Raw genomic sequence first — 22,008 nt, forward strand, 5'->3', positions numbered from 1 at the left:
AATCGCTTCACTCCAGTTATGAATGAGTTAATAGTTAAGAGATTTGAATGCAACTTGAGCAGTATTTTCCGGCGTTTAAGCTTTTCGCTGACTGAGTAATTAAGACTAAATGCAGGATATCAAAATATTACGTAATAATCTAAACAAAGATTTATCACAATCCTAAATTCTTTGGAAAATCATTCCAAACTCTTAACTTACCACTCCCCACTCCTAACTATTTATTGTCAATCATATTTGTCAAAATTCAATCATGACTAAAGTCATGGGTAGAACCATGACTTTCTCCTCATGTAACTACTAAAGATAAGTTCTTATGATAGTGGCATCCAACCAGGAAAAACCCACGAGATAAGTAATGAAACTCAAAGTATTATCGCTAGTTGCTGGAGCGATCGCCTTAACTTTAACTGCAACCTCCTTTGCTGTTCACGCCCAAACAGCCTCTCCTTCACCCATCTTACTTGCACAAACTCCCCAAAAAGAAAGGGGCCCTTGGAAAGACTTAGGTCTAACAGATGCCCAAAAAACCCAAATTCAGACAATTCGCCGTGATAGCCGCACCAAAATTGAAGCAGTTTTCACCCCAGAACAAAAAGCAAAATTAGAGGCAGCGAAACAAGCACGTCGGGCTGAGTGGGAAGCACGTAAGGCTCAGGGGCAAACAGGTCAAGGTCAACGGCAACTAGGACAGCATCATGGTCGCAAAAAAGGTGATTTTGCTGACTTAAATCTGAGTGAAATACAGAAAAACCAAATCAAACAAATCCGCGAGTCTGAAAAACAACAAATTCAAGCAGTCTTCACCCCCGAACAACTGCAAAAAATACAGCAATTCCGTCAAAATCGTCAACAAAGAAATCCTGGATAATACCTAATCTTTGAAAAAGTATTTAATAAGTACGAGGTGGGCAACACTGCCCATCTCATCCCAGAATAGATTTCCATAGTCAAAAATTAATAGACTTCTTGCAGAAGATGCGGAAAGGGTAAAACTTCATCCCCTTTCCCTTTCCCTATTTATTGAAAATAATAGATCGCAAAGATCCGATGAATCGCCGTCAAGACTGATGGTTGTAAAGACGGCGATTCATCGCGTCTCTTGTCTTAACCAAACAGTATTGAATGGCACTAAGAAAAGCCAAAAGGCTTGTTTCACCTCGTTCCCAGTCTTCAGACTGGGAATGTATTCCCAGAGGGCTGCTGCCTCTGGTCAGTCCACTGGAGGCGGAGCCTCACAAAATCGGTTCCCAGCCTCCAGGCTGGGAAACGGTCAGTACACTAAGGACTGTGTCTTAAACTTAGTCCCATTCCGAACAGTATTGTCTCCACCTGTCCCAGATTTAGGTAGCTCATGTTGCTCACCCCCACAAGAAAATTTGGGATGTTTTTTTATTGACTGTAAGTCACGAGTGTGAGGCTTGCGGAAATCAAAAGTTGCACAATCCGATCTCACAATTCACAATGGTGATTGATCACAAATTTTAGAAGATACTGCCACCAGGCAATTCCTGTCATTAATTAACTTAGAACCTGTTGATGGAAGCTTCCGAGCTATTAGAAACAATCACATTCTTGATTTACCAAGCCGAGCAGGGGGAAATTGATCCTTGGGATGTCCAAGTGATTGAGGTGATTGACCGCTACTTAGAATTGATGGCACCAGGGGCAATAACAAGAGGCTACGAAGCGGACTTGTCTCAATCTGGACAGGCTTTTTTATCAGCATCAATGCTGGTATTATTCAAAGCTAACACCTTGATGCAGTTGTCAACGGTAGAAGATGCACAAGATGGTGTAGAAGATGATACCCTACTGGAAGGTGAAGACGGTGTATCACATCAGGGTCATCGTCTACCATTAGAACGGCAATTGCGTCGTCGTCCAGCGGCAATGCCGCCACCAAAGCGCCGGGTGACTCTGCAAGAGTTAATTGAGCAATTGCAGATCATGGCTAACCAACTGAAACTGGTAGAAAAAGTCAGTAAACCGATCCGTCCCAGGCGTCAGCCTAGCGTCCAGAGTATGCGGGAGGCGCTGGAGTTAGCCCACCAGGAAAATCTGACAGAAGTCGCTGGAGAACTAGAGCAGGTGTTGAGATTGTCAGCAAGAGACCTAAGTTTAGAACAAAATTGGTTAAATTTAGAACAACTTGTAGAATTGTGGACTCAGACAAAGCTTCTCAACCAAAATGGGTCTGGACATGAGTCTAAACAAAGTCAACTAGTTAGCGTTTTCTGGGCACTACTACTACTCTCAGCTCAATCGAAAGTAGAGCTATTTCAAGAGGAGTTTTACGATGAGATCAAAATTCGCTTACTTAGACCCCTTGAACACCCAATGAATTAAGAAAGCTAAAAGTAGCCCTATATCCCTACAGATAATTTACAGATTTTTGATTCAGCCCTAAAATCCGAGTAAATTGAAAGGATAAGCGATCGCTTGTCATCTAAGTATCACGATGGTTGCAATAACCACTAAATTACTGTTATCCCTGTTTTGAGGGATGACTTAGAGCAGAAATAAAAACGATGATTAAGTATCACTCGATGAAAGTAAACTGGCTTGTGGTTGAGGAATAAATTTTTATGAAAGCGATGATTCTGGCAGCGGGCAAGGGTACTCGCGTGCGTCCGATTACGTACACTATGCCCAAACCGATGATGCCCATCCTGCAAAAGCCAGTGATGGAGTTCTTGCTGGAACTGTTACGCCATCATGGATTTGACCAGATTTTGGTCAATGTTAGTCATTTGGCTGAGGAAATTGAAAACTATTTCCGTGACGGTCAGCGCTTTGGCGTGCAGATTGCCTATTCCTTTGAAGGGAAAATTGATGACGACGGTAAACTAGTGGGCGAAGCCATAGGTTCTGCTGGAGGAATGCGCCGCATCCAAGATTTCTCACCCTTTTTTGATGATACCTTTGTGGTTTTATGTGGTGATGCTTTAATTGACCTAGATTTAACTGCGGCGGTTAAATGGCATAAATCCAAAGGTGCGATCGCTACTATTATTACGAAATCTGTCCCCAAAGAAGAAGTTTCTAGCTATGGTGTGGTTGTAACTGACGAAGAAGGCCGGGTCAAAGCTTTCCAAGAAAAACCTTCAACGGAAGAAGCCCTTAGCACCAACATCAACACAGGTATTTATATCTTTGAGCCAGAAGTTTTTAACTATATACCCTCTGGTGTCGAATATGACATTGGTAGCCAATTGTTTCCCAATTTGGTAGAAATCAAAGCACCCTTCTACGCCATCCCTATGGACTTTGAATGGGTAGATATTGGTAAAGTCCCAGACTATTGGCGGGCGATTCGCGGTGTGCTGCTGGGTGAAATCAAAAATGTGCAAATCCCCGGTCATCAAGTCTCCCCTGGCATCTACACTGGCTTAAATGTCGCCATAAATTGGGACAAGGTAGATATCACCGGCCCCGTTTACATTGGCGGGATGACAAGAATCGAAGACGGAGCTAAAATCGTCGGGCCAGCCATGATTGGCCCCAATTGCTGGATATGTAGTGGCGCAACAGTAGATAACAGCGTGATTTTTGAATGGTCGCGCCTGGGACCTGGAGTCCGTTTAGTCGATAAACTAGTATTTGGACGTTATTGCGTAGATAAAACTGGCGCTGCGATCGATGTTCAAGCCGCTGCTTTAGACTGGCTGATTACTGATGCCCGTCAGACAGTACCATCACATACCCCTCTTGAGCGACAAGCGATAGAGGAATTGTTGGGGACAAATGTAAATTAGGGAATGGGGATTGGGGATTGGGGATTGGGTATTGGGGATTGGGTATTAGGTATTGGGTATTGGGAAAAACTTTCCTGTCTAATTCCCATTCTTTACTCTCTCTTAGTCCCCAGTCCCCAGTCCCCAGTCCCCAGTCCCCAGTCCCCAGTCCCTAACTATTTAAGTACGTGTATCTCCTAAGACTCTGCTCGTATGTTTGCAGTAGTCGCTGAGATTCTGCTAGGGTGATGCGCTTTTCTTCTAATGCTTTCTCGCAACGCTGGCGAATGTTTTCCACCATGTCTTCGGAGTCATACTGCACATAGCTGACAACTTCACTCATGGTGTCACCTTTGACAACGTGTTCAATCTGGTAGCCTTTGGGTGTTAATTGGATGTGAACAGCGTTAGTATCGCCAAATAGGTTGTGCAAATTGCCCATAATTTCTTGGTAAGCTCCATTCAAGAACATCCCCAAGTAATAGGGTTCTCCGGGCTTGTAGGTGTGCAACTCTAAAACAGACTTGACATCGCGCAGGTCAATAAAGCGGTCGATTTTACCATCACTGTCGCAGGTGAGGTCTGCTAAAATTCCCCGCCGCGTTGGTTCTTCATCCAAGCGGTGAATTGGCATAATGGGGAATAGTTGGTCGATCGCCCAACAATCTGGTGCTGATTGAAACACTGACATATTCACGTAATAGATGGAAGCCATGATTTTTTCTAGGTCTTCTAGTTCATCGGGTACGTATTCTTGCTGTCTAGTAATGGTAAGAATTTTCTGACAACAAGCCCAGTAGAGGCGTTCGGCTTTGGCTCGTTCTCTGAGGCGTAAAATTCCTAAGTTGAAGCGACTGATGGCTTCTTCTTTGAATTGGGCAGCGTCGTGGAACAACTCTTGATAATTCTCTTGGTTGATGGATTGGTAGCTTTCCCAAAGATAGTTAATAATTGGGGATTCTCCCTCTTGTGGAGGTTCTGGTGCGTCGAGGGGGACATCACTAGTACTGAGAACGTCAAAAATCAGCAGCGATTGATGGGAAGCAAGCGCTCGTCCACTTTCGCTAATCAGTGTTGGTACGGGAATTTGCCGCTCGGCACAGGTATCTTTTAACTCTGCCACGATATCGTTGGCATAGTTCTGCATGTTGTAATTTTTCGATGCATAGAAGTTGGTTTGGGAGCCATCGTAATCTACACCCAAGCCACCACCAACATCAAGATATTTCATATCCGCTCCCAACATGGACAATTCCACATAAATACGGCTGGCTTCTTGGATGGCATCTTTAATCACATTGATAGCAGAGATTTGTGAGCCGATGTGGAAGTGCATCAACTGCAAAGAATCGAGCAGGTTAGCTTCTCGTAACTTGTCAACAGCCTCAATAACTTCAGGCATTGTCAAACCAAATTTAGCGCGATCGCCACTAGAGGCTCCCCAACGCCCCATGCCTTGGGTACTGAGTTTAGCACGAACCCCCAAAATCGGCTTAATACCTAACTGGCGATTGGCATCAATTACCAAATCAACCTCTTCAATCTGTTCTAAGACGATGATTGGTGTTTGCCCTAGTCTTTGGGCTAACATTGCCGTTTCAATGTATTCTCGGTCTTTGTAGCCGTTGCAAACGAGCAATGCTCCTGGTGTATCCAACACAGCTAGAGCAATCATTAATTCTGGCTTGGAACCGGCTTCTAAACCAAATTGATGAGGCTTGCCAAATTTCACCAAATCCTCAATCAAATGCCGCTCTTGATTGCACTTGACGGGAAACACGCCACGGTAGACACCAGGGTAGTTGTAGCGGGCGATCGCTTTAGCAAAACAAGCATTCAAGCGTTCAATTCGGTCTTCCAAAATATCAGAAAAGCGGATCAACATGGGAAGTCCCAAGTTGCGCTGTTTCATGGCGTTGACCAATTCAAACAAGTCAAGAGATCCCCCGCGATCGCCCTTAGGTGACACGGTAACGTGTCCAGCAGCGCTAATGGAAAAATAAGGTTGTCCCCATCCTTCAATGCGATACAAGGCTTCGCTATCCTCAATTTTCCAGGAGCGAGGTAAATCTCCTGTAGTAGGAGGACTAGGTGGTAACAGTTTTTTGTGCTTATGATTTTTCACTTCAAATTTCTGTCCATTGGCAGGTAGTACCACCTCGTCAGATGTAGCAGTTGACTCAACACCCATTTCTTCCTAACCTCTGTTTTTCACCCACGAGTTAACAATTTAGCGCATTCATCTGGGAACGTATATGCACCTAAAGATAATTTCTGAGATAAACTCTGATTGGTCAAGAGTCATTAGTCATTGGTCATTAGTCATTGGTCATTGGTCATTAGTGGAAAACTATTGGACTTAAGACAGAGGATGAATAGCAAATGACATAGACGCGCCAACGGCTACCCGCAGGGTAGGACAAAGGACAATTGACTAGATAAAAACTTTATTAAGTTTTAGGAGATAGCAATGGAACGCACATTTTTAGCAATTAAGCCTGATGGAGTACAGCGGGGATTAGTGGGGGAAATTATCCGTCGCTTTGAAACCAAAGGTTTTACCCTAGTTGGTTTAAAGTTCCTGAAAGTCAGTCGGGAATTGGCTGAACAACACTATGGTGTTCACCGAGAACGTCCCTTTTTTGGTGGTTTAGTGGAATTTATCACTTCTAGCCCAGTAGTGGCGACGGTATGGGAAGGTGATGGCGTTATTGCATCTGCCAGAAAGATTATTGGTGCGACAAACCCATTAACAGCAGAGCCAGGAACCATTCGCGGCGATTTTGGACTGAATATTGGTCGTAACTTAATCCACGGTTCTGATGCTCCAGAAACCGCTCAACAGGAAATCGCTCTATGGTTTAAGGATGAAGAGTTGGTAAGTTGGCAACCACACTTAACGCCTTGGTTGCACGAGTAAGACATTAGGGGCTGGGGATTGGGGACTGGGGATTAGGAATTAGTTATTTCCCCCTGCTCCCTGCCCCCCTGCTCTTTTTATTTAGAGACTTCGCTCTTTTCCGGTTCTACTTGTGGTGACTCAGCAGCAACACGTTTGGAAAATCCCCAACCTAAAATTAAAAAGATGGCAGGAATCATGATCCATTCTGGTGGAACGAGAGCATCGTTCACCACTTTCAATAACAAGCGCAAGCCAACCAAAGCTACAGTTACATAACCTGCATCTTCTAGGTTTTCGTATTCGTCTAGCCAACGGATAAACAATCCCGCCATGAATCGCAGCGCAATAATCCCAATTGTTGCACCCGTCAGCACCAACCACCTTTCTTGAGAAACTGCGATCGCAGTTGTGACGCTATCTAAAGAAAATGCTAAATCTGTAAATGCAATCACGGGTATAGCTTGCAACAATGAATTAAAACGCGGACCGTGGTGGTGATCATCTTCACTTTGTTGAGAGGCAAAGTGCTGGAATACCAACCACAGCAGGTAAGCAGCGCCCAATAATTCAAATTGCCAGAATTGTTGTACCCAAGTAGCAGTTAAAATCAGGGTGATTCGTAGCACGTAGGCAACGACTAAACCAAAGTTGAGGGCCTTACGCTCAAGTTCTTTGTCTTCTAGCCCTTGAGCGATCGCAGCCAGGGCGATCGCATTATCGGCAGATAACACTGCCTCTAAAAATATCAGGATCAGCAGAACTATCGGGGCTTCAACGCTGAAATGAAAGTGGAGGTAATCAAAAATTTGATCTAGCATTCCGGGTTTCTCAAGCAGAAAAAATTAAAATTTGACAAGAACAGAGATTTTCATATTAAAAAGCGCAATAAATTGCTACTCTAATTCAGCTTAACGTGGTTGTGATGTATTTTGAAGAGGGTTGAATGTGTGCGATCGCAGTACTACTCAACTATCATTTGTAATATTTAATACAGTAAAAACTAGATATCTTACTTAATGCGATCGTAATGGACTGCCGTTATTTCGCTTATCGAATTAGAATATGAGAACAAAAATATGAAAATATGGTAATAGTTTATGAATATTTCCTTAACGATCGAGCTTGAGCAGTTCATTCAAAGTCAGGTTGCAAGTGGGAAGTATACTTCATCAGAAGAAGTGATTCTTGCAGGCATTAGGCTATTAGAGGAACGGGAACGTATTTATAAGGGTCGGTTTGAGGAACTCCAAAGGGAAATTATGATTGGGGTTGAGCAACTTGATCGAGGAGAACGACTCGACGGTAGAGAAGTAATCGAGCAACTACGTCAAAAGAACCAAGCTTTGAGAAAGACTCAGGGGCAATAATGAGTTTATATTTTCTATCATTTCAAGCTACCCAAGACTTACAAGAAATTAACGATTACCTATTTGCTGGAAATCCAGATGTTGCAGATAGATTGCTCACACTCATCACTCAAAAGTTTGATATTTTAGCAAAGTTTCCCAGTATCGGACGTAGACGGGATGAGCTTTTACCTGCGTTGCGTAGCTTTCCAGTTGATGATTATTTGATATTTTATCGCCCAATTGCAGAGGGGATTGAAGTTGTACGGATAGTGAGTGGCTATCGTGATTTAGAGACCCTCTTTTTAGATGATGATTTAAGTTAATAATTTTCACTCTATTAAAAAACAAATCTTCTTACAGTAGGCTTTAGCTTCCCGTTCTAGATATTCAATTTCTCTTTTCCACGGCTCAAGACTGTTTTCTCGCTTTCGTAATTTATCTGCTGTAGGGTTTCTGGAAGGCTGGGTATTTGGATTAGGCAGAATTCCATGATTTTTAAGCCAAGTGGGGGAAAATTCCTGCCAAAGATAAACATGATCATGTCTATCGCCACCTAGACAGCGAATACGTTTGACTGAAAGTGTTGATTCACCAAAAAAGATTTGCTGATTTTTGGAATTTTTAGGAAACAGACGCGTCTCACCACCTCTTCCACGAAAGAATTCGACTACAAACCACTCACCAAAATCAAATATACAGACTTCTGTCGGGTCGCTACCATCATCCTCTAATAGATCAACATCACCTTGGATTTGATACGCTATGGCAAGTTGTGATGTCTTAGGTAACAAGATGCGAAGCCGTTCAAAGCGGTTACTGTAACTAGCCCAAAAGTTTCTGCGACTACATAGGCGTTTTGACTCGAAGTCTGGTAAATCGAGCTTGTTCAATATTAGATTTACTAAATTTTGGAAATCACCATACTTGATACCTCCAATCCACTCTCGAAGTCTTCGCCTTGCTGGATCTGAAAGTTTATACCAATTCTCACCATTTCTATAGTTATTTCGCAACCAATCAACCAGTAAAAAATAATTGTTTGATATATCATGAGAAACATTAGTTAGTAAATGATCAACAGCCTTTATTTGCTGACTTCCTGACATTTCATCTAAACAACTTAACAACCATTTTACTTGGTTCTGATTTGGGAAGTTAATTGTAATAAAATAGGGAGCTATGTCTTCTATGAATTGGCTAAACAATGGAATATAAGCAGGTAAAATGTCTTGGATGCTGTTTAGTAATTCAGTTCGATTAACGCACTTTTCACAAGCAATTTTTGCTAATTCTCTACCTGCTTGTTTACTGCAAAGTGCGCGAATAATTTGAACTGGTAGCAGGTGACTAACTAAGTCGGAATTAGCAAAAATATCAAAAGATTCAGCTAGAGACTGTGCTAACACCTGTTCTTGCTGATCGCCATAATAAACAGCTAAACGCCACAATAGCTGATGTTGCAACCATAAATTAGAAATTGCTACCTTCCAAATGGCTGCTGATGTTTTCCTGCATCGGTCAATATTTTGCTGATCCCACTGTGCTTTAGCATGGATGCAGTAAATCCAGTCCAACTTACTTACTCGATCAGCTTTACCCTGTTCAATACCTTCCAATACTTTATCAACACTTGGTATTGATATTGTTACATCTGGTAAGTTACTTGCAAGTTGAATAAGTTGATTAGGACTACACTGGGGAGTTTCAGATCTAATTCAGCTTAACGTGGTTGTGGTGCATTTTGAAGAGGATTCAATGGGTGCGATCGCAGTGCCATTAGGATAATATTTGTATTATTTCATACAATTTAAGTTTTAACATTTGACTAAATGCGATCGCAACAGACTGGTATCAGTTTGCCATTAGGGACTTCCAAGAAATAAATTATCCAATTAACTCTTGTGGGGCTGCCAGATCCCCGACTTCTTCAAGAAGTCAGGGATCTGAACACCACTAACCTCTCAGAACTTTTGGGAGAGAACACTAGAAGCACACAAAATGAAACTGATGCTAAACAAGAACGTTTAAGTAATGCAGACATTGAAACTTAATTCAACAACGGCAAAATTACGCTGTTTACGTGCATTTTGCCGCTTCAGACCTTATAAGCTGTGAACAGATACGAAATATCGCTTTGGTCATCATGCCGCTACCTAACTACGTTTGAGGGAGTTTGGCTGGTAGAGTTTCTATCGATTAATTCTGTACTCCCCTTCGCACGCACAGCGCGGAACATTCCAAATCGGCACAGTCCTGTACCAAAAGCCAAACGCATCAGCAAAAACGTCGGCATCTCGCGCAGAGATTTAATGAAACTAGATAGACCAAAACGCACCAATCCCTGTGGTCTAATCACTCCTTGCCAGATAGAATCCAACCAAGAAGGAAGCGTTTGTTCCGTCCAGTCTGCCGTAATTACCTCCCCCTCGACTAAGGAAGTCGCTGCCAAAAGCTCAGAAAAGCCTTCAATGCTGGAAAAAGCTGGATGAGACCACTGATCGAGAAGTTGCTGCATTACTGGTTTTTCCCAGAAATTTAGAGGTTTTTGGCGGTCATCTCTCTGATTCCAGTCAGCTACAACCAACACCCCACCAGGCTTTAGCACCCGCATTAATTCTCTAGCAAAAACGGTTTTATCTGGCATGTGGGGGCCTGCTTCGATTGACCAGACCACATCAAAACTAGCATCTGGAAACGACAATGCCATCGCATCATCCACCGCAAACTGGGCGTTTAGCCCTTTAGGGGTTAATTCTTGGGCACGCTTTACCTGCTGTGGGCTGATGGTAATTCCTGTGACAGCAAACCCATAATCTCGCGCTAAAATCCGGCTGCTGCCGCCAATACCACAGCCAACATCTAAGACGGTAGTACCAGGAGGTAATTTTTCTATTCCACCCCATTTAACCATTTCATGGACAAAATCAGATTTAGCAGCCAAAAAATCCTTTCTTCGTGGCGGCGAACCGTAGTGACCAAGGTGAATGTGTTCCCCCCAATAAAACTCTACGATGCCGTCAAGAGTCCATTGATCGTAGGAATTGGCAACTGTGGCTGAGGATTGATACTTGCGGGCAGTCAGGAGATAAGCCGCAATTCCAATCACCAAAAACAGAAGAAAACCAATTACAAAATATAATAATAAATTTGACATTGTTTTGAACTCTCCTGTACGCCTACCGTAGATAGATTTTTTGCACGAATCTCGTAGCCATGAATTTTGTAGCAGGAACCCTTGACAATTATTTCATCCCTGACTGCACATTCCATAAGCCAGCATAAATCCCATTGTTATCCAACAATTCTTCATGTGTTCCCGATTCAACTAATTCTCCATATTCCATCACGTAAATACAATCAGCATTGCGGATAGTAGAAAGACGATGAGCGATCGCAATTGTCGTTCGATTAACAGTAATCCGTTCTAGAGAACGCTGAATGGCAGCTTCAGTTTCATTATCCACCGCCGATGTAGCTTCATCTAAAATCAAAATTGGCGGATTCTTTAAAATAGCGCGTGCGATCGCAATTCTTTGGCGTTGTCCACCAGATAGTTTTTGACCCCGTTCTCCAACTATTGTCTCATAACCTTGAGGTAGCCGCAGAATAAAATCATGAGCTTCGGCAATTTTCGCCGCTTCAATTATTTTTTCATCCGCAGCATTAAAAGTACCATAGGCGATATTTTCAGCAATCGTACCGTGAAATAAGAATACATCTTGGCTGACCAACCCGATACTACGACGCAAATCACCTAGATTTAACTTTTGAATATTAATACCATCAATTGCGATCGTCCCCGCAGAAATATCATATAATCGCAGTAATAATTTAACTAAAGTGCTTTTACCGGAACCTGTAGAACCAACAATAGCAATAGTTTTTCCGGCGGGTACATGTAAGGATAGTTTTTTAATTACTGGATCTCTATCTTGATAAGCAAAAGCAACTTTTTTAAATTCAATGTCACCACGTACTCGGTCAACCAATAAAATTTCATCCCCAGTTGCAATATTGATAGGAGTATCTAATAAATTCATGATCCGTTTGGTAGAAGCCATTGACCTTTGATAGTTGTCAAATATTCCGCCTAATTCTACGAAAGGCCACAATAATCTTTGTACTAAAACGAGTAAAACACTATAACTACCAATAGATATTTTACCAGTATATGTTGCCATCCCTCCCCAAAATAGTAAGGCTGTAAACCCTACTAAAACTAACATTCTAATTAAAGGATTAAATGCAGCAGAAAGTTTAATTGCTTTGGTATTACTTTTTCTATATGCTTCGCTTTCTGCTGCCAATCTAGCACTTTCATAGTCTTCGGCAGTAAAACTTTTAATTGTGGTAATGCCACTGATATTATTTGCTAGCCGGGAGTTCAGAAAACCGACTTTTTCCCGCACCTCATCATAACGATCTTCCAAAAGTTTTTGATAGGTAAAAGATCCCCAAATAATAAATGGTATTGGCAACAGTGCTACCAGGGTTATAGAAAAAGGTAAAATAAAAAAACTACCACCAATTAAAATGATAATTGAAGTGATTATATTGATAATTTGATTAGCTCCAAAATTCAATAAATCTTCTAACTGATTGATATCATCATTCAAAATTGACATCAAACCGCCAGTGCTACTTTCTTCAAAGTAAGCTGAATCTAATTTTTGTACATGATTGTAGGTATCCAAGCGTAAGTCATACTGGATATTTTGGGCTAAATTACGCCAAAGTCTACTATATGCATACTCAGAAATTGATTCTAATATCCAGACAATGATAGTAATCAATGAAAGCAGTAAGAATTGCCAAAATATATCTTTTACACCCAACTTGGCAAATACAGAGTTTTGCTGCTCTACGAGAATATCTACCGCAATACCAACTAACCACGGCGGTGCTAAGTCTAAAATCGTATTAATAATAGAACATAATGTTGCCTGCCAAATTTGTAGGTAATATTGACTGCCATAGTTGAGCAAGCGTTGTAAAGGAGAGGCTGGATTTCTATGATTTTTAGATCCTATGGGAGATTTTGATGTGATTGTCACGACTGTTTATTATTTGTAATGAGGTGATTAATAAAGTAGCTAAAAAAATAAATTATCCAATTTTGTGGGGTGGGCAAGATGCCCACCATATCTACTGGGCGGGCAAGATGCCCACCTCACAAGAGTTAATTAGATATTTTTTTTGGAAGTCCCCAAGAGCGATATTTATAGTAAAAATTGCATTAGGAATTTAAGGAAATTTGTTTGTCATTTACTTTTCCTTTTCGTCCTATCGGTACACACATTGGTGTCTCCATTACTGGGTCAGCAATAATTCGGCACTCCAACCCAAAAACCTCTTGAACCATTTCTTGAGTCATCACTAGCTTTGGTTCTCCAGCAGCAAAAATTCGGCCATCTTTGACTGCAACTAAGTAATCAGCATAACGACACGCTTGATTTAAATCATGCAGCACCATCACAATTGTCCGTCCTTGATTTTGGTTCAACTCATACAACAAATCCAAAATCTCTATCTGATGTGCCAAATCTAAAAAAGTAGTCGGTTCATCTAAAAGTAAAATATCTGTATCTTGTGCCAACGCCATTGCAATCCAAGCTCTTTGTCGTTGTCCACCGGACAACGTATCTAATGATCTATCTGCCAATTTCAACAGATCTGTAATTTCTAGTGCCTGCTGCACGATTTTTTCATCTTTTGCTGACCACTGCTGCGACCAATTTTGATAAGGATAACGTCCTTGTGCTACCAAATCTTGCACGGTTAATCCTTCTGGTGCTACTGGCCCTTGAGGCAAAATACCTAATTGCTGTGCGACTTCTTTAGTTGAAAGATTAAAAATAGATGTTCCATCAAGATAGACTGTACCACCACGGGGTTTAAGCAATCTTGCCAAACCTCTTAACAACGTTGATTTACCACAACCATTAGCACCAACTAAACCACTAATTTGTCCAGTGGGAATTGACAAATTTAGGTCACGGATAATCAGCGCACCATCATAAGCTAAAGACAGATTTTTGGTTGACAATCCTTTCATAAGTGAAACCATTTTAGATTTTGGATTTTGGATTTATGAAAATCTAATTTGTTAGTTGATAAAATATCCTTTTTCCCTAGTCCCCAGTCCCCAGTCCCCAGTCTCCAGTCCCTTATTTTTTGCGGTTACGAATTAACAAATAAAGAAAATAAGGAGCGCCAATAGCAGCAGTTACAACGCCACAAGGAAGTTCGATTGGTGCAAATAGCGTTCTTCCTAGCAAGTCTGCTATCACAACAATCACTCCCCCCAAGAGTGCAGAAGTAGGAATCAAGCCTTCATGGGTTGTACCTACTAACTGTCGTCCTACATGGGGTGCGATTAATCCAATAAAACCAATATTACCGGCGGTGGCGACTCCTGCACCTGCTAAGGCTACACCCACCAGCACGAGTAAACCACGTTGCCATTCCACTCGATTACCTAAACTTTTGGCGACATCATCTCCCAAGTTAAGAGCGTTTAAATCCCTTGCTAGTGTCAAAGCCATTGGGATAAAAACAATTAACCAAGGTAACAAAGAAAAGACTTGCTCCCAAGTCCGACTGTAGACGCTTCCAGCTAACCAAACCAAAGCATCACCAACGTCAGAAATTTCGCCAAAGGTAATCATTAAGCTGGTTATGGCACTGGCGATCGCAGATAAACCAACACCCATTAAAATTAATAAAATCGGAGAACTACCATTATTCCAAGCTAGCGAGTAAATTAAAATCGCCATTAGCAAAGCACCAGCAAAGGCTGATAGAGGTAAGGTATAAACCGGTGCTGAGGGAAATAATACAATTACTACAACTGCCGCCAGACTCGCCCCAGCATTGATGCCGATAATACCTGGGTCAGCCAATGGATTGCGTGTCAGTCCTTGGAAGATAGTACCAGAAATTGCTAGCGCTACTCCCACCATAAAAGCTACAAGGGTGCGGGGTAGACGCAAATTCTGAATCACGAATACATGGTCTGGGTTTCCTGTATCTAAACCCAATATAGTTTTCACGATATTTAAAGGCGAGATTGGATATTCACCCCGCCCGATATTCATCACCATCGCCACTACAATCGCTACTGCCAAACATAGCAGTGTGACTGGTACACGTCGGTCGATGCGGAAAGATATCACCTGCGAACGAATGACTAGCCAATCAAAACTCATTTTTTCACCTTTGACTTAGCTAGGTAGACAAAAAAAGGAGCGCCAACTATTGATGTCATTACACCTACAGGTAATTCTTGTGGTTTGAGCAATACACGGGCAGCAATATCTGCAACCAAGAGTAAAATAGCACCCAGAACTGCACAATAAGGTAATATCCAACGATAATCGGCTTTAATATAAAATCTCACTATATGAGGAACGACTAAACCAATGAAGCCGATTGTCCCTGCAAGAGCGACGGCACTTCCTGCTAGTAAGACTACGCTGATAGCGGTAAATATTTTGATCGAAGCTGTCTGTTGACCCAAGCCTTTAGCGACATCTTCACCTAAACTCATAGTGGTAATTTGTCTGCCAAGGGCAAAAGCTAATACTAATCCGATGCCAACGAAAGGTAGTAGTTGTAAGAATAAATTAAAATCTCGACCAGATAAGGAACCAGCTAACCAAAATCTCACCTCTTCGAGTGTTTGTTGACTGACAATGAGGATACCGGTGGTGAAGGAAGAAATCAGAGCAGTTAACGCCGCTCCTGCTACTGTCAGATTCAGTGGGGTGGCTCCTCCTCTTCCCAGAGAACCAAGGAGGTAAACTAACACTGCTGTTAGTCCCGCACCCAAAAATGCGACAAGGGCGTAAACACTTAGGGATGAGCTGCCAAAAACAAAAATTGTGACAACCACAAAGAGGGCGGCTCCCGACTCAATACCCAAAATACCTGGATCTGCTAAGGGGTTTCGCGTCAAACCCTGCATTAATGCTCCTGATACAGCAAGAGATGAACCTACAAGGATAGCAATTAGCGATCGCGGTAATCTCACAGTCTGAATAACTAAGTGATCGTAGGAACCATCAAAGGCTATAAAAGATGTCAAAATCTTACCTAGAGGTATTTCTGCTGCACCTAGCGTCACACTGTACACCAAGCAAATTAGCAGCATACATAGTCCCAAAACCAGACCAAATAAGGCTGACATTTGTGGCTTTTTTAATCCTCTCGGTGAGAGTGTAGTTGCTTTTATCATGATCCTGCTATCACTTGAAAATATTACGCTCTAGTGGTTAGTTGTTTTTTCAATGGGCACTCTCAATATTTAACAGCTTTTTAATCATTTAAATTGATAATCTTTCTTGATAAATATATAGATTACACGATCGTGTAGCCCTTTCTCCATTTTTCAAAGGAATAAAGGATGCTCTTAAAACTTTGACATCTTTTCTCAATAAAGTGGTATTGTTAGATTAACTTAAATCTGCTTTCTCAAAGTCAATTGTGTGCAAAGAGGGGACTGGGGACTGGGAAAGAAGCAAGGGAGCAGGGTGCAGGGAAGAATGACACTAAGAAAAGCCAAAAGGCTTGTCTAACCTCGTTCCCAGTCTGAAGACTGGGAATGTATTCCCAGAGGCTCTGCCTCTGGTCAATCCACTGACTTTTCACGTTATGTGGAAAAGCTACAAAAAAAACTAACCCCCTCTTCCCTACCAGAGGGGAAAACTCAAAGTCTCTCTCCTAAAAGGAGAGAGAAATAGAAGAGAGGTTTTCCAGATACCGTGAAAAGTCAGGGTCAATCCACTGGAAGCGGAGCCTCCAGGCTGGGAACCAGTTAGTGCAACAGCTGTGTTTTAACTTAGTGCCATTCCTCCCTGCTCCCTTGCTTCCTCCCCAGTCCCCAATCCCCAGGCATTACATCTCTAAATGGTGGTGTTCGTGAGAATTGATAGTTTACTTAGAGTTTACAAACGAAAACCAATACGTGTTTTACCTTTAATACTCAGCTTGATATTGGTTTTGCTTGTCGGCAGCCGCACTATAGCTGTACCAACAAAATCCACAGAGATATTATGGGATACTTATGGTGTGCCGCATATTTACGGGAAAGATGACCAAAGTGCATTTTATGCATTTGGTTGGGCACAAATGCAAAGTCATGGAGATTTAGTTTTACGTCTTTATGGTCAAGCACGGGGACGCGCAGCTGAATATTGGGGAGAGAAATATCTAGATTCAGATCGTTGGGTACAGACTGCGGGAATACCAGAACGCGCTCGTTCTTGGTACCAGACACAGAGTCCAACTTTTCGTAGTTATCTTGATGCTTTTGCTACTGGGATCAATGCTTATGCAAAACAAAATCCTAACTTGATTGATGATGAAGTTGAAGTGGTGCTACCAGTCAAGGCAGAAGATGTCATGGCTCACTTACATCGAGTACTTAACTTTACCTTTGTGGTCAATCCTGAGCAAGTATTAGGTCTGAGCAAAGAAAAGTTGCAAGCAGGATCTAATGGTTGGGCGATCGCACCAAGTCATTCTGCCTCTGGTAATGCTATGTTGCTAGCAAACCCACATCTACCTTGGTCAGATTTATTTTTGTGGTATGAGGCTCAAATCACCGCACCAGGCATTGATGCGTATGGGGCAACACTTGTAGGTATTCCCGTATTAGCGATCGCCTTTAACAACAACTTAGGTTGGACTCATACCGTTAATACTTATGATGGTTGGGATGTTTACGAACTCACACCGGTAGGTGATGGGTACAGGTTTGATGACAAAGTTCGTAACTTCCTTTCAAAAACTCTTTCCCTAAAAGTGAAGCAGAAAGATGGCTCCTTGCAAGAGCAATCCTTGGTAGTGAAAAGTTCTGTCCACGGGCCTGTGGTAGTCGAGAAAAATGGTAAAATCCTGGCGCTGAGAGTTGCAGGTCTTGACCGACCAGGTGTACTCCAAGAGTGGTGGGATATGGCACGAGCAAAAAACCTTGCCCAGTTTGAAAAGACACTCCAGCGCTTGCAATTGCCAATGTTTACGGTGATGTATGCGGATCGAGAAGGGCATATTATGCACCTATTCAACGGTCAAGTTCCAGTGCGCTCCTTTGGTGATTTTAAATATTGGCAAGGCATAATCCCAGGAAATACATCTAAAACCTTGTGGACAAAAATTCATCCTTACAAAGATTTACCGCGCATAGTTGACCCTAAAAGCGGCTGGTTGCAAAATACAAATGACCCACCTTGGACAACTACATTTCCCCCCGCCATTAAAGCAGATAATTACCCGCCTTACATAGCACCTCGTTTTATGGATTTCCGCTCCCAACGTTCTGTAAGGATGTTGGCTGAGGATGACAAAATCTCTTTTGATCAAATGGTTGTAGACAAGCACTCTACCCGGATGGAACTGGCCGATCGGATTTTGGATGATTTAATTCCGGCTGCCCGCAAATATGGTCAGGACTTGGGGCAAAAAGCAGCCGATGTCCTAGAAGCCTGGGATCGGCAAGCCAATGCAGATAGTCGTGGGGCAGTATTATTTGCCTTTTGGGTACAACAGATGGACTTAGATAAAACCTTTAGTAAACCTTGGAATGAAAATTCTCCACGCACCACACCCAATGGTTTAGTTAATCCTGAAAGTGCAGTTGCAACTCTGCAAGCAGTAGCAGCACAGGTAGAAAAGACTTATGGAGCGCTTGATGTACCGTGGGGTAAGGTTTTTCGGCTACGCTTGGGTAATCTGGATTTACCTGCCAATGGTGGGGATGGTAATCTGGGGATTTTTCGTGCGCTCTATTTTGCCCCAGGGGCAGAGCAAACGTTCCAAGCCGTTGATGGTGATTCTTATGTAGCTGCAATTGAATTTTCCAACCCTGTACGGGCAATGGCACTCACCAGCTACGGTAACGCGTCTCAACCCGGATCGCCCCACATTGGCGACCAGTTACAGATGTTTGCCAACAAAAAGTTGCGGACTGTGTGGCGCGATCGCTCAGATATTCTTGCTCATCTAGAAGAGCGTAAAATATTCTGAGGTCAATAGTCTGCTTTTAGGGTTTGCGATCGCAGTTTGCAACGAATAATTTACAGCAGTTTTCATGTATTTGAACCACTCTTATTGTAGAAGCGTAAGGCTTTGCACCCCTACCGCGTGGTCTATTTACCTGAAAATAGCTGTAATCTATTTCATTTGTAATCCTTCTTTCTTGTTCCCTATCTCAACGAGTAATTTCACAACTTATTTAGGATTGCCATAACATGAGCCTAAATAACAAAATAACACTGCTAATTTTGACTAGTGAACTTCTTGCCGGAATGTTGTCAAATCTTCCTCTACTGTTTGGCGGGTGGCTGTGAGTGTTACGTCGATATTTCCTAAAGTAGCCAGAAGATTATCCTTCGCATCATTCATCAACCCAGAAGCTTGATTACCTACTGTTTGTAGAGTATTAGTTTGCTCATGAAAGATTCTACTTGCTTGGGTGAGAATTTGGATAATTCCAGTCCGAGTAGTTTGAAGCATCTGCTGTTCTACTATTGCGCGTTCTTGTAGTGCTGTTTGCAGTTCCTCTCGTATTCCTCGGAAAGTAGCAGCAGCTTGCACTGCACTTGCTTCAAAAGCACTTCGCTGGGCTGTCATTCCTTCGATACTCTGAACTACACCTCGATTAATTTCGTGGGCTGTTTGTTGTATAACTCCCGTAGTTTCAGTTTGGAATTGACTCAAAGTTTGCCCCATATTGTTAGCAAATCCTTGAAGCATCTGCTGTTCTACTGCTGCACGTTCTTGAAGTGCTGTTTGCAGTTCCTCTCGAATTCCTCGGAAGGTAGCAGCAGCTTGCACTGCACTTGTTTCAAAAAGTGGAAGGCAACACTTGACCCAATGGGGATGCCTTTAGTCAGTGCAACTCTCGAAGGCAATGTAGCGGACGACCCATTGTATTTTCCCACCTGGCAAAAGATACAAAAAGTAATTGGGCACAAAAATTTTGTGTTTATTGCTGACTGTAAAGCGCGTTCTCTTGCAACCCGTGCCAACATCGCAGGGGCACTTGGATTTTACTGTGTTCCCTTACCAATGAGCGGACAAAACCCTCAATTCCTCAAACAATGGGTAAAACAATCACCAACAGAAGTTGTTGATATTCATTTGTCTCAACAGCAAGAAGAAGTTGCTGCTGAAGGCCGCTTTAAGAGGGGTTCCTTGCCTGCCTTACCTATTTATTTCCAGAATCAAAATCGAATCACTGGTTTGATGTTTTTGTTAAATATCGCTTTACGCGTTTTTACCCTCATGGAGTTTGTCGTCAGACAGGTACTTCAACAAGCTCAAGATTCTTTGCCAGGTCTTTATGATGGCAATCCCAAGCGCAAAACGGATCGTCCTTCTGCCGAACAAATACTTAAGGTTTTTTGTCACATAACTCTTTATTTACTCCCTGATTCTACGATCTTCATTACACCTCTCAACCAGCTTCAAAAACAGATTCTTTCCGCCATGAAAATCCCTGAATCCCTTTATGACCCCGAACTTAAGCTGTGTAAGACATAATTCCCCCTCACTGGGTCAAAATGAGCGAACGCACAGTTCTTAGAGGATGCCTGGCGATCGCTCCCCATCACAACCCTCAAACCCTGCTAAAATCCATGTATCAAATATACCAACTACCATGTCTGGCAAAGGATTTGGTCAAGGTAAACCCACAAAAATAGTACAAAAAGCATCCTGCAATTATTGCTAGTAGGGACTCGGAGCAGGTTCTCCCACACTGTTAGTCCAGATGTCGTCTGGCAGCGATCGATCGCGGTGACATACCCGATCAAGGTCAGGATACGTGATTGTGTCTACTGCCGCTCGGTTGCCGACTACTAGGCATCGCGTTGCCAAGGCGCTGCGATTCTCAAGGAAGTGACCTACCGCCACTCCTGCTTGAAAAGTTGCAGCGTCGCCAGGACGTAATACAGTCTTTGTGTCTCCTTCAATGAGCGTGATCTCGCCTTCGAGGACATAGACCATTTCATCCTCAGCACTATGCCAATGCTTGATAGATGAACGAGAGCCAGGTTGCAGAACTTCGATGAACGCGCCAAACTGGGTAAGCCCTCCTGCTTCGCTGATCCAGAGGGTGCGATTTGGCTCGTGCGCGGCGTGAGAAGGGCTTTCCTCTACGACGAAACGATCAGGAGTGATAACAGTCATACTGACACCTCTAGGAATTCTGGGGCATATATCTATTCCCTACTGCAAATTATTTTTCCTGATATCCACCAGCGTAGTCAATCACGCAGATTGTTCTGTATGCTTTGTGAGTTCCATAAGCAACACCAGAGACTTTGAAAGCGCCGTTAAAAATATTTTTTCGATGACCGCGATCGCGCACACCATCATCAATAATTAATTGCATAACGATATCTTGAGCGCTGTTTGGGCCATAACTGATATTTTCACCTGCGGTTGTTTGCCATTTACCATAGCGGTTGATGCGAGTAAAAGGACTGCTACCATCGCTACCATCATGACCTGTAACACCCTTTGGGCCTTGGTCTTTAACGTGGTCTTTTGCTCCTAAAGACATACCCTTTGATGCACTCAAGGCTCCTATAGGACGTGCTGATTTGAGAAATGCGATCGCTTCATCAACTGCCTTAACTCCTTCTTGAGTTCGCAAATAAGTATTATTAGAAATTTTGACTCGGTTCCCCTCAAAACGCTTTCTATAGTTTTCCAGAATCGGGAGATATGACTTGGGATTTGTTCTGACCTTATTTGTCTCAACAATTACCTGTTGTTCTAGTGGTGAAAGATAACTTGCCTTTGCTAACAAAGTTGGACTAGTTTGTACTGCTGGATTAGGGTTGGCTACAGAGGGGTTAGATTGAAGCAGTTGATTTGAGCAGCCCAATATCAAGGCAATTGGCAAAAATACCCAAAATTTCATGCGACGCATACATTACCTCACAATTTTTCTATGAATTAATTTAGTGAATTAGAAGAAATAAGAATTTTCAACGCACAGATAAATCTGTGG

The 22,008-nt window shown here is 42.5% G+C and carries 19 protein-coding genes and 1 pseudogene; 9 read left to right on the forward strand and 11 right to left on the reverse strand.

Annotated elements, in window-relative coordinates; all coding sequences use genetic code 11:
* The first annotated feature begins 358 nt into the window (after nt 1-358).
* From V7L07_RS31230 to V7L07_RS31240, 3 genes are all read left to right on the forward strand, one after another.
* Nucleotides 359-871 (forward strand): Spy/CpxP family protein refolding chaperone, encoded by a 513-nt coding sequence (locus V7L07_RS31230; protein ID WP_335063287.1) that lies wholly within the window; start codon nt 359-361, stop codon nt 869-871.
* 668 nt (nt 872-1,539) lie between these two features.
* On the forward strand, nt 1,540-2,349 hold the full coding sequence (locus V7L07_RS31235) for a ScpA family protein (protein ID WP_335063288.1): 810 nt from the start codon (nt 1,540-1,542) through the stop codon (nt 2,347-2,349).
* A gap of 239 nt (nt 2,350-2,588) precedes the next feature.
* A complete protein-coding gene (locus V7L07_RS31240; RefSeq protein WP_335063290.1) occupies nt 2,589-3,758 on the forward strand; it encodes an NDP-sugar synthase in 1,170 nt (389 codons plus the stop codon).
* A gap of 151 nt (nt 3,759-3,909) precedes the next feature.
* Here V7L07_RS31240 and speA read toward each other — a convergent pair whose 3' ends face one another.
* Nucleotides 3,910-5,928 carry a biosynthetic arginine decarboxylase gene (gene speA / locus V7L07_RS31245; protein WP_335063291.1) on the reverse strand — a complete coding sequence of 673 codons (2,019 nt, stop codon included), beginning with the start codon at nt 5,926-5,928 and terminating at the stop codon, nt 3,910-3,912.
* Nucleotides 5,929-6,207: 279 nt separating this feature from the next.
* Between speA and ndk the strand changes: the two genes are divergently transcribed.
* Entirely contained in the window at nt 6,208-6,657 is a 450-nt protein-coding gene (gene ndk, locus V7L07_RS31250; protein WP_334776433.1) for a nucleoside-diphosphate kinase, read from the forward strand.
* A 77-nt stretch (nt 6,658-6,734) separates the two neighbouring features.
* Here the strand turns inward: ndk and V7L07_RS31255 are convergent, their stop codons facing one another.
* Entirely contained in the window at nt 6,735-7,457 is a 723-nt protein-coding gene (locus V7L07_RS31255; protein ID WP_335063292.1) for a TerC family protein, read from the reverse strand.
* 279 nt (nt 7,458-7,736) lie between these two features.
* Between V7L07_RS31255 and V7L07_RS31260 the strand changes: the two genes are divergently transcribed.
* Nucleotides 7,737-8,006: a type II toxin-antitoxin system ParD family antitoxin gene (locus V7L07_RS31260; RefSeq protein WP_335063294.1), complete on the forward strand. Its 270-nt coding sequence runs from the start codon at nt 7,737-7,739 to the stop codon at nt 8,004-8,006.
* Nucleotides 8,006-8,311, forward strand: a complete 306-nt coding sequence (locus tag V7L07_RS31265) for a type II toxin-antitoxin system RelE/ParE family toxin (protein WP_335063296.1) — start codon at nt 8,006-8,008, stop codon at nt 8,309-8,311. Before V7L07_RS31260 ends, V7L07_RS31265 begins: the two co-directional genes overlap by 1 nt.
* 6 nt (nt 8,312-8,317) lie before the next feature.
* On the opposite strand, the gene V7L07_RS31270 is transcribed toward V7L07_RS31265, so the two are convergent.
* From V7L07_RS31270 to V7L07_RS31295, 6 genes are all read right to left on the reverse strand, one after another.
* Nucleotides 8,318-9,703 carry an EH signature domain-containing protein gene (locus V7L07_RS31270; protein ID WP_335063366.1) on the reverse strand — a complete coding sequence of 462 codons (1,386 nt, stop codon included), beginning with the start codon at nt 9,701-9,703 and terminating at the stop codon, nt 8,318-8,320.
* Between the two features lie 434 nt (nt 9,704-10,137).
* Nucleotides 10,138-11,142, reverse strand: a complete 1,005-nt coding sequence (locus V7L07_RS31275; RefSeq protein WP_335063298.1) for a methyltransferase domain-containing protein — start codon at nt 11,140-11,142, stop codon at nt 10,138-10,140.
* A gap of 88 nt (nt 11,143-11,230) precedes the next feature.
* Nucleotides 11,231-13,042: an ABC transporter ATP-binding protein gene (locus tag V7L07_RS31280; protein WP_335063300.1), complete on the reverse strand. Its 1,812-nt coding sequence runs from the start codon at nt 13,040-13,042 to the stop codon at nt 11,231-11,233.
* A 182-nt stretch (nt 13,043-13,224) separates the two neighbouring features.
* Complete coding sequence (locus tag V7L07_RS31285) at nt 13,225-14,043, reverse strand: ABC transporter ATP-binding protein (protein WP_335063301.1); 819 nt, start codon at nt 14,041-14,043, stop codon at nt 13,225-13,227.
* Between the two features lie 112 nt (nt 14,044-14,155).
* The gene (locus V7L07_RS31290; RefSeq protein WP_335063302.1) at nt 14,156-15,196 is read right to left on the reverse strand and encodes a FecCD family ABC transporter permease; all 1,041 of its coding nucleotides are present in this window, start codon (nt 15,194-15,196) and stop codon (nt 14,156-14,158) included.
* Complete coding sequence (locus V7L07_RS31295) at nt 15,193-16,224, reverse strand: FecCD family ABC transporter permease (RefSeq protein WP_335063304.1); 1,032 nt, start codon at nt 16,222-16,224, stop codon at nt 15,193-15,195. Before V7L07_RS31295 ends, V7L07_RS31290 begins: the two co-directional genes overlap by 4 nt.
* Before the next feature lie 683 nt (nt 16,225-16,907).
* Between V7L07_RS31295 and V7L07_RS31300 the strand changes: the two genes are divergently transcribed.
* Nucleotides 16,908-19,013, forward strand: coding sequence for an acylase (locus V7L07_RS31300; protein ID WP_335063305.1), 2,106 nt, complete (start codon nt 16,908-16,910; stop codon nt 19,011-19,013).
* Nucleotides 19,014-19,274: 261 nt separating this feature from the next.
* Here V7L07_RS31300 and V7L07_RS31305 read toward each other — a convergent pair whose 3' ends face one another.
* Entirely contained in the window at nt 19,275-19,823 is a 549-nt protein-coding gene (locus tag V7L07_RS31305; protein WP_335063307.1) for a hypothetical protein, read from the reverse strand.
* Between the two features lie 9 nt (nt 19,824-19,832).
* Between V7L07_RS31305 and V7L07_RS31310 the strand changes: the two are divergent.
* Nucleotides 19,833-20,531 (forward strand): annotated as a pseudogene (locus V7L07_RS31310) (hypothetical protein); the annotation flags it as partial.
* A gap of 20 nt (nt 20,532-20,551) precedes the next feature.
* Nucleotides 20,552-20,692, forward strand: a complete 141-nt coding sequence (locus tag V7L07_RS31315; RefSeq protein WP_335063311.1) for a hypothetical protein — start codon at nt 20,552-20,554, stop codon at nt 20,690-20,692.
* 25 nt (nt 20,693-20,717) lie between these two features.
* Here V7L07_RS31315 and V7L07_RS31320 read toward each other — a convergent pair whose 3' ends face one another.
* On the reverse strand, nt 20,718-21,179 hold the full coding sequence (locus tag V7L07_RS31320; protein WP_335063313.1) for a cupin domain-containing protein: 462 nt from the start codon (nt 21,177-21,179) through the stop codon (nt 20,718-20,720).
* 49 nt (nt 21,180-21,228) lie between these two features.
* Nucleotides 21,229-21,927, reverse strand: a complete 699-nt coding sequence (locus tag V7L07_RS31325) for a CAP domain-containing protein (RefSeq protein WP_335063315.1) — start codon at nt 21,925-21,927, stop codon at nt 21,229-21,231.
* Nucleotides 21,928-22,008: the final 81 nt, after the last annotated feature.

Origin of the sequence: Nostoc sp. (assembly GCF_036916985.1) — a bacterium.
GTDB lineage: Bacteria > Cyanobacteriota > Cyanobacteriia > Cyanobacteriales > Nostocaceae > Nostoc.

Excerpts from the sequence above, each read along its gene's own strand:
- V7L07_RS31255 (WP_335063292.1), bottom strand. The coding sequence starts at position 7,457 with ATGCTAGATCAAATTTTTGATTACCTCCACTTTCATTTCAGCGTTGAA.
- V7L07_RS31260 (WP_335063294.1), top strand. The coding sequence starts at position 7,737 with ATGAATATTTCCTTAACGATCGAGCTTGAGCAGTTCATTCAAAGTCAG.
- speA (WP_335063291.1), bottom strand. The coding sequence starts at position 5,928 with ATGGGTGTTGAGTCAACTGCTACATCTGACGAGGTGGTACTACCTGCC.
- V7L07_RS31235 (WP_335063288.1), top strand. The coding sequence starts at position 1,540 with ATGGAAGCTTCCGAGCTATTAGAAACAATCACATTCTTGATTTACCAA.
- ndk (WP_334776433.1), top strand. The coding sequence starts at position 6,208 with ATGGAACGCACATTTTTAGCAATTAAGCCTGATGGAGTACAGCGGGGA.
- V7L07_RS31325 (WP_335063315.1), bottom strand. The coding sequence starts at position 21,927 with ATGCGTCGCATGAAATTTTGGGTATTTTTGCCAATTGCCTTGATATTG.
- V7L07_RS31295 (WP_335063304.1), bottom strand. The coding sequence starts at position 16,224 with ATGATAAAAGCAACTACACTCTCACCGAGAGGATTAAAAAAGCCACAA.
- V7L07_RS31240 (WP_335063290.1), top strand. The coding sequence starts at position 2,589 with ATGAAAGCGATGATTCTGGCAGCGGGCAAGGGTACTCGCGTGCGTCCG.
- V7L07_RS31315 (WP_335063311.1), top strand. The coding sequence starts at position 20,552 with ATGAGCGAACGCACAGTTCTTAGAGGATGCCTGGCGATCGCTCCCCAT.
- V7L07_RS31320 (WP_335063313.1), bottom strand. The coding sequence starts at position 21,179 with ATGACTGTTATCACTCCTGATCGTTTCGTCGTAGAGGAAAGCCCTTCT.
- V7L07_RS31285 (WP_335063301.1), bottom strand. The coding sequence starts at position 14,043 with ATGAAAGGATTGTCAACCAAAAATCTGTCTTTAGCTTATGATGGTGCG.
- V7L07_RS31290 (WP_335063302.1), bottom strand. The coding sequence starts at position 15,196 with ATGAGTTTTGATTGGCTAGTCATTCGTTCGCAGGTGATATCTTTCCGC.
- V7L07_RS31265 (WP_335063296.1), top strand. The coding sequence starts at position 8,006 with ATGAGTTTATATTTTCTATCATTTCAAGCTACCCAAGACTTACAAGAA.
- V7L07_RS31230 (WP_335063287.1), top strand. The coding sequence starts at position 359 with ATGAAACTCAAAGTATTATCGCTAGTTGCTGGAGCGATCGCCTTAACT.
- V7L07_RS31275 (WP_335063298.1), bottom strand. The coding sequence starts at position 11,142 with ATGTCAAATTTATTATTATATTTTGTAATTGGTTTTCTTCTGTTTTTG.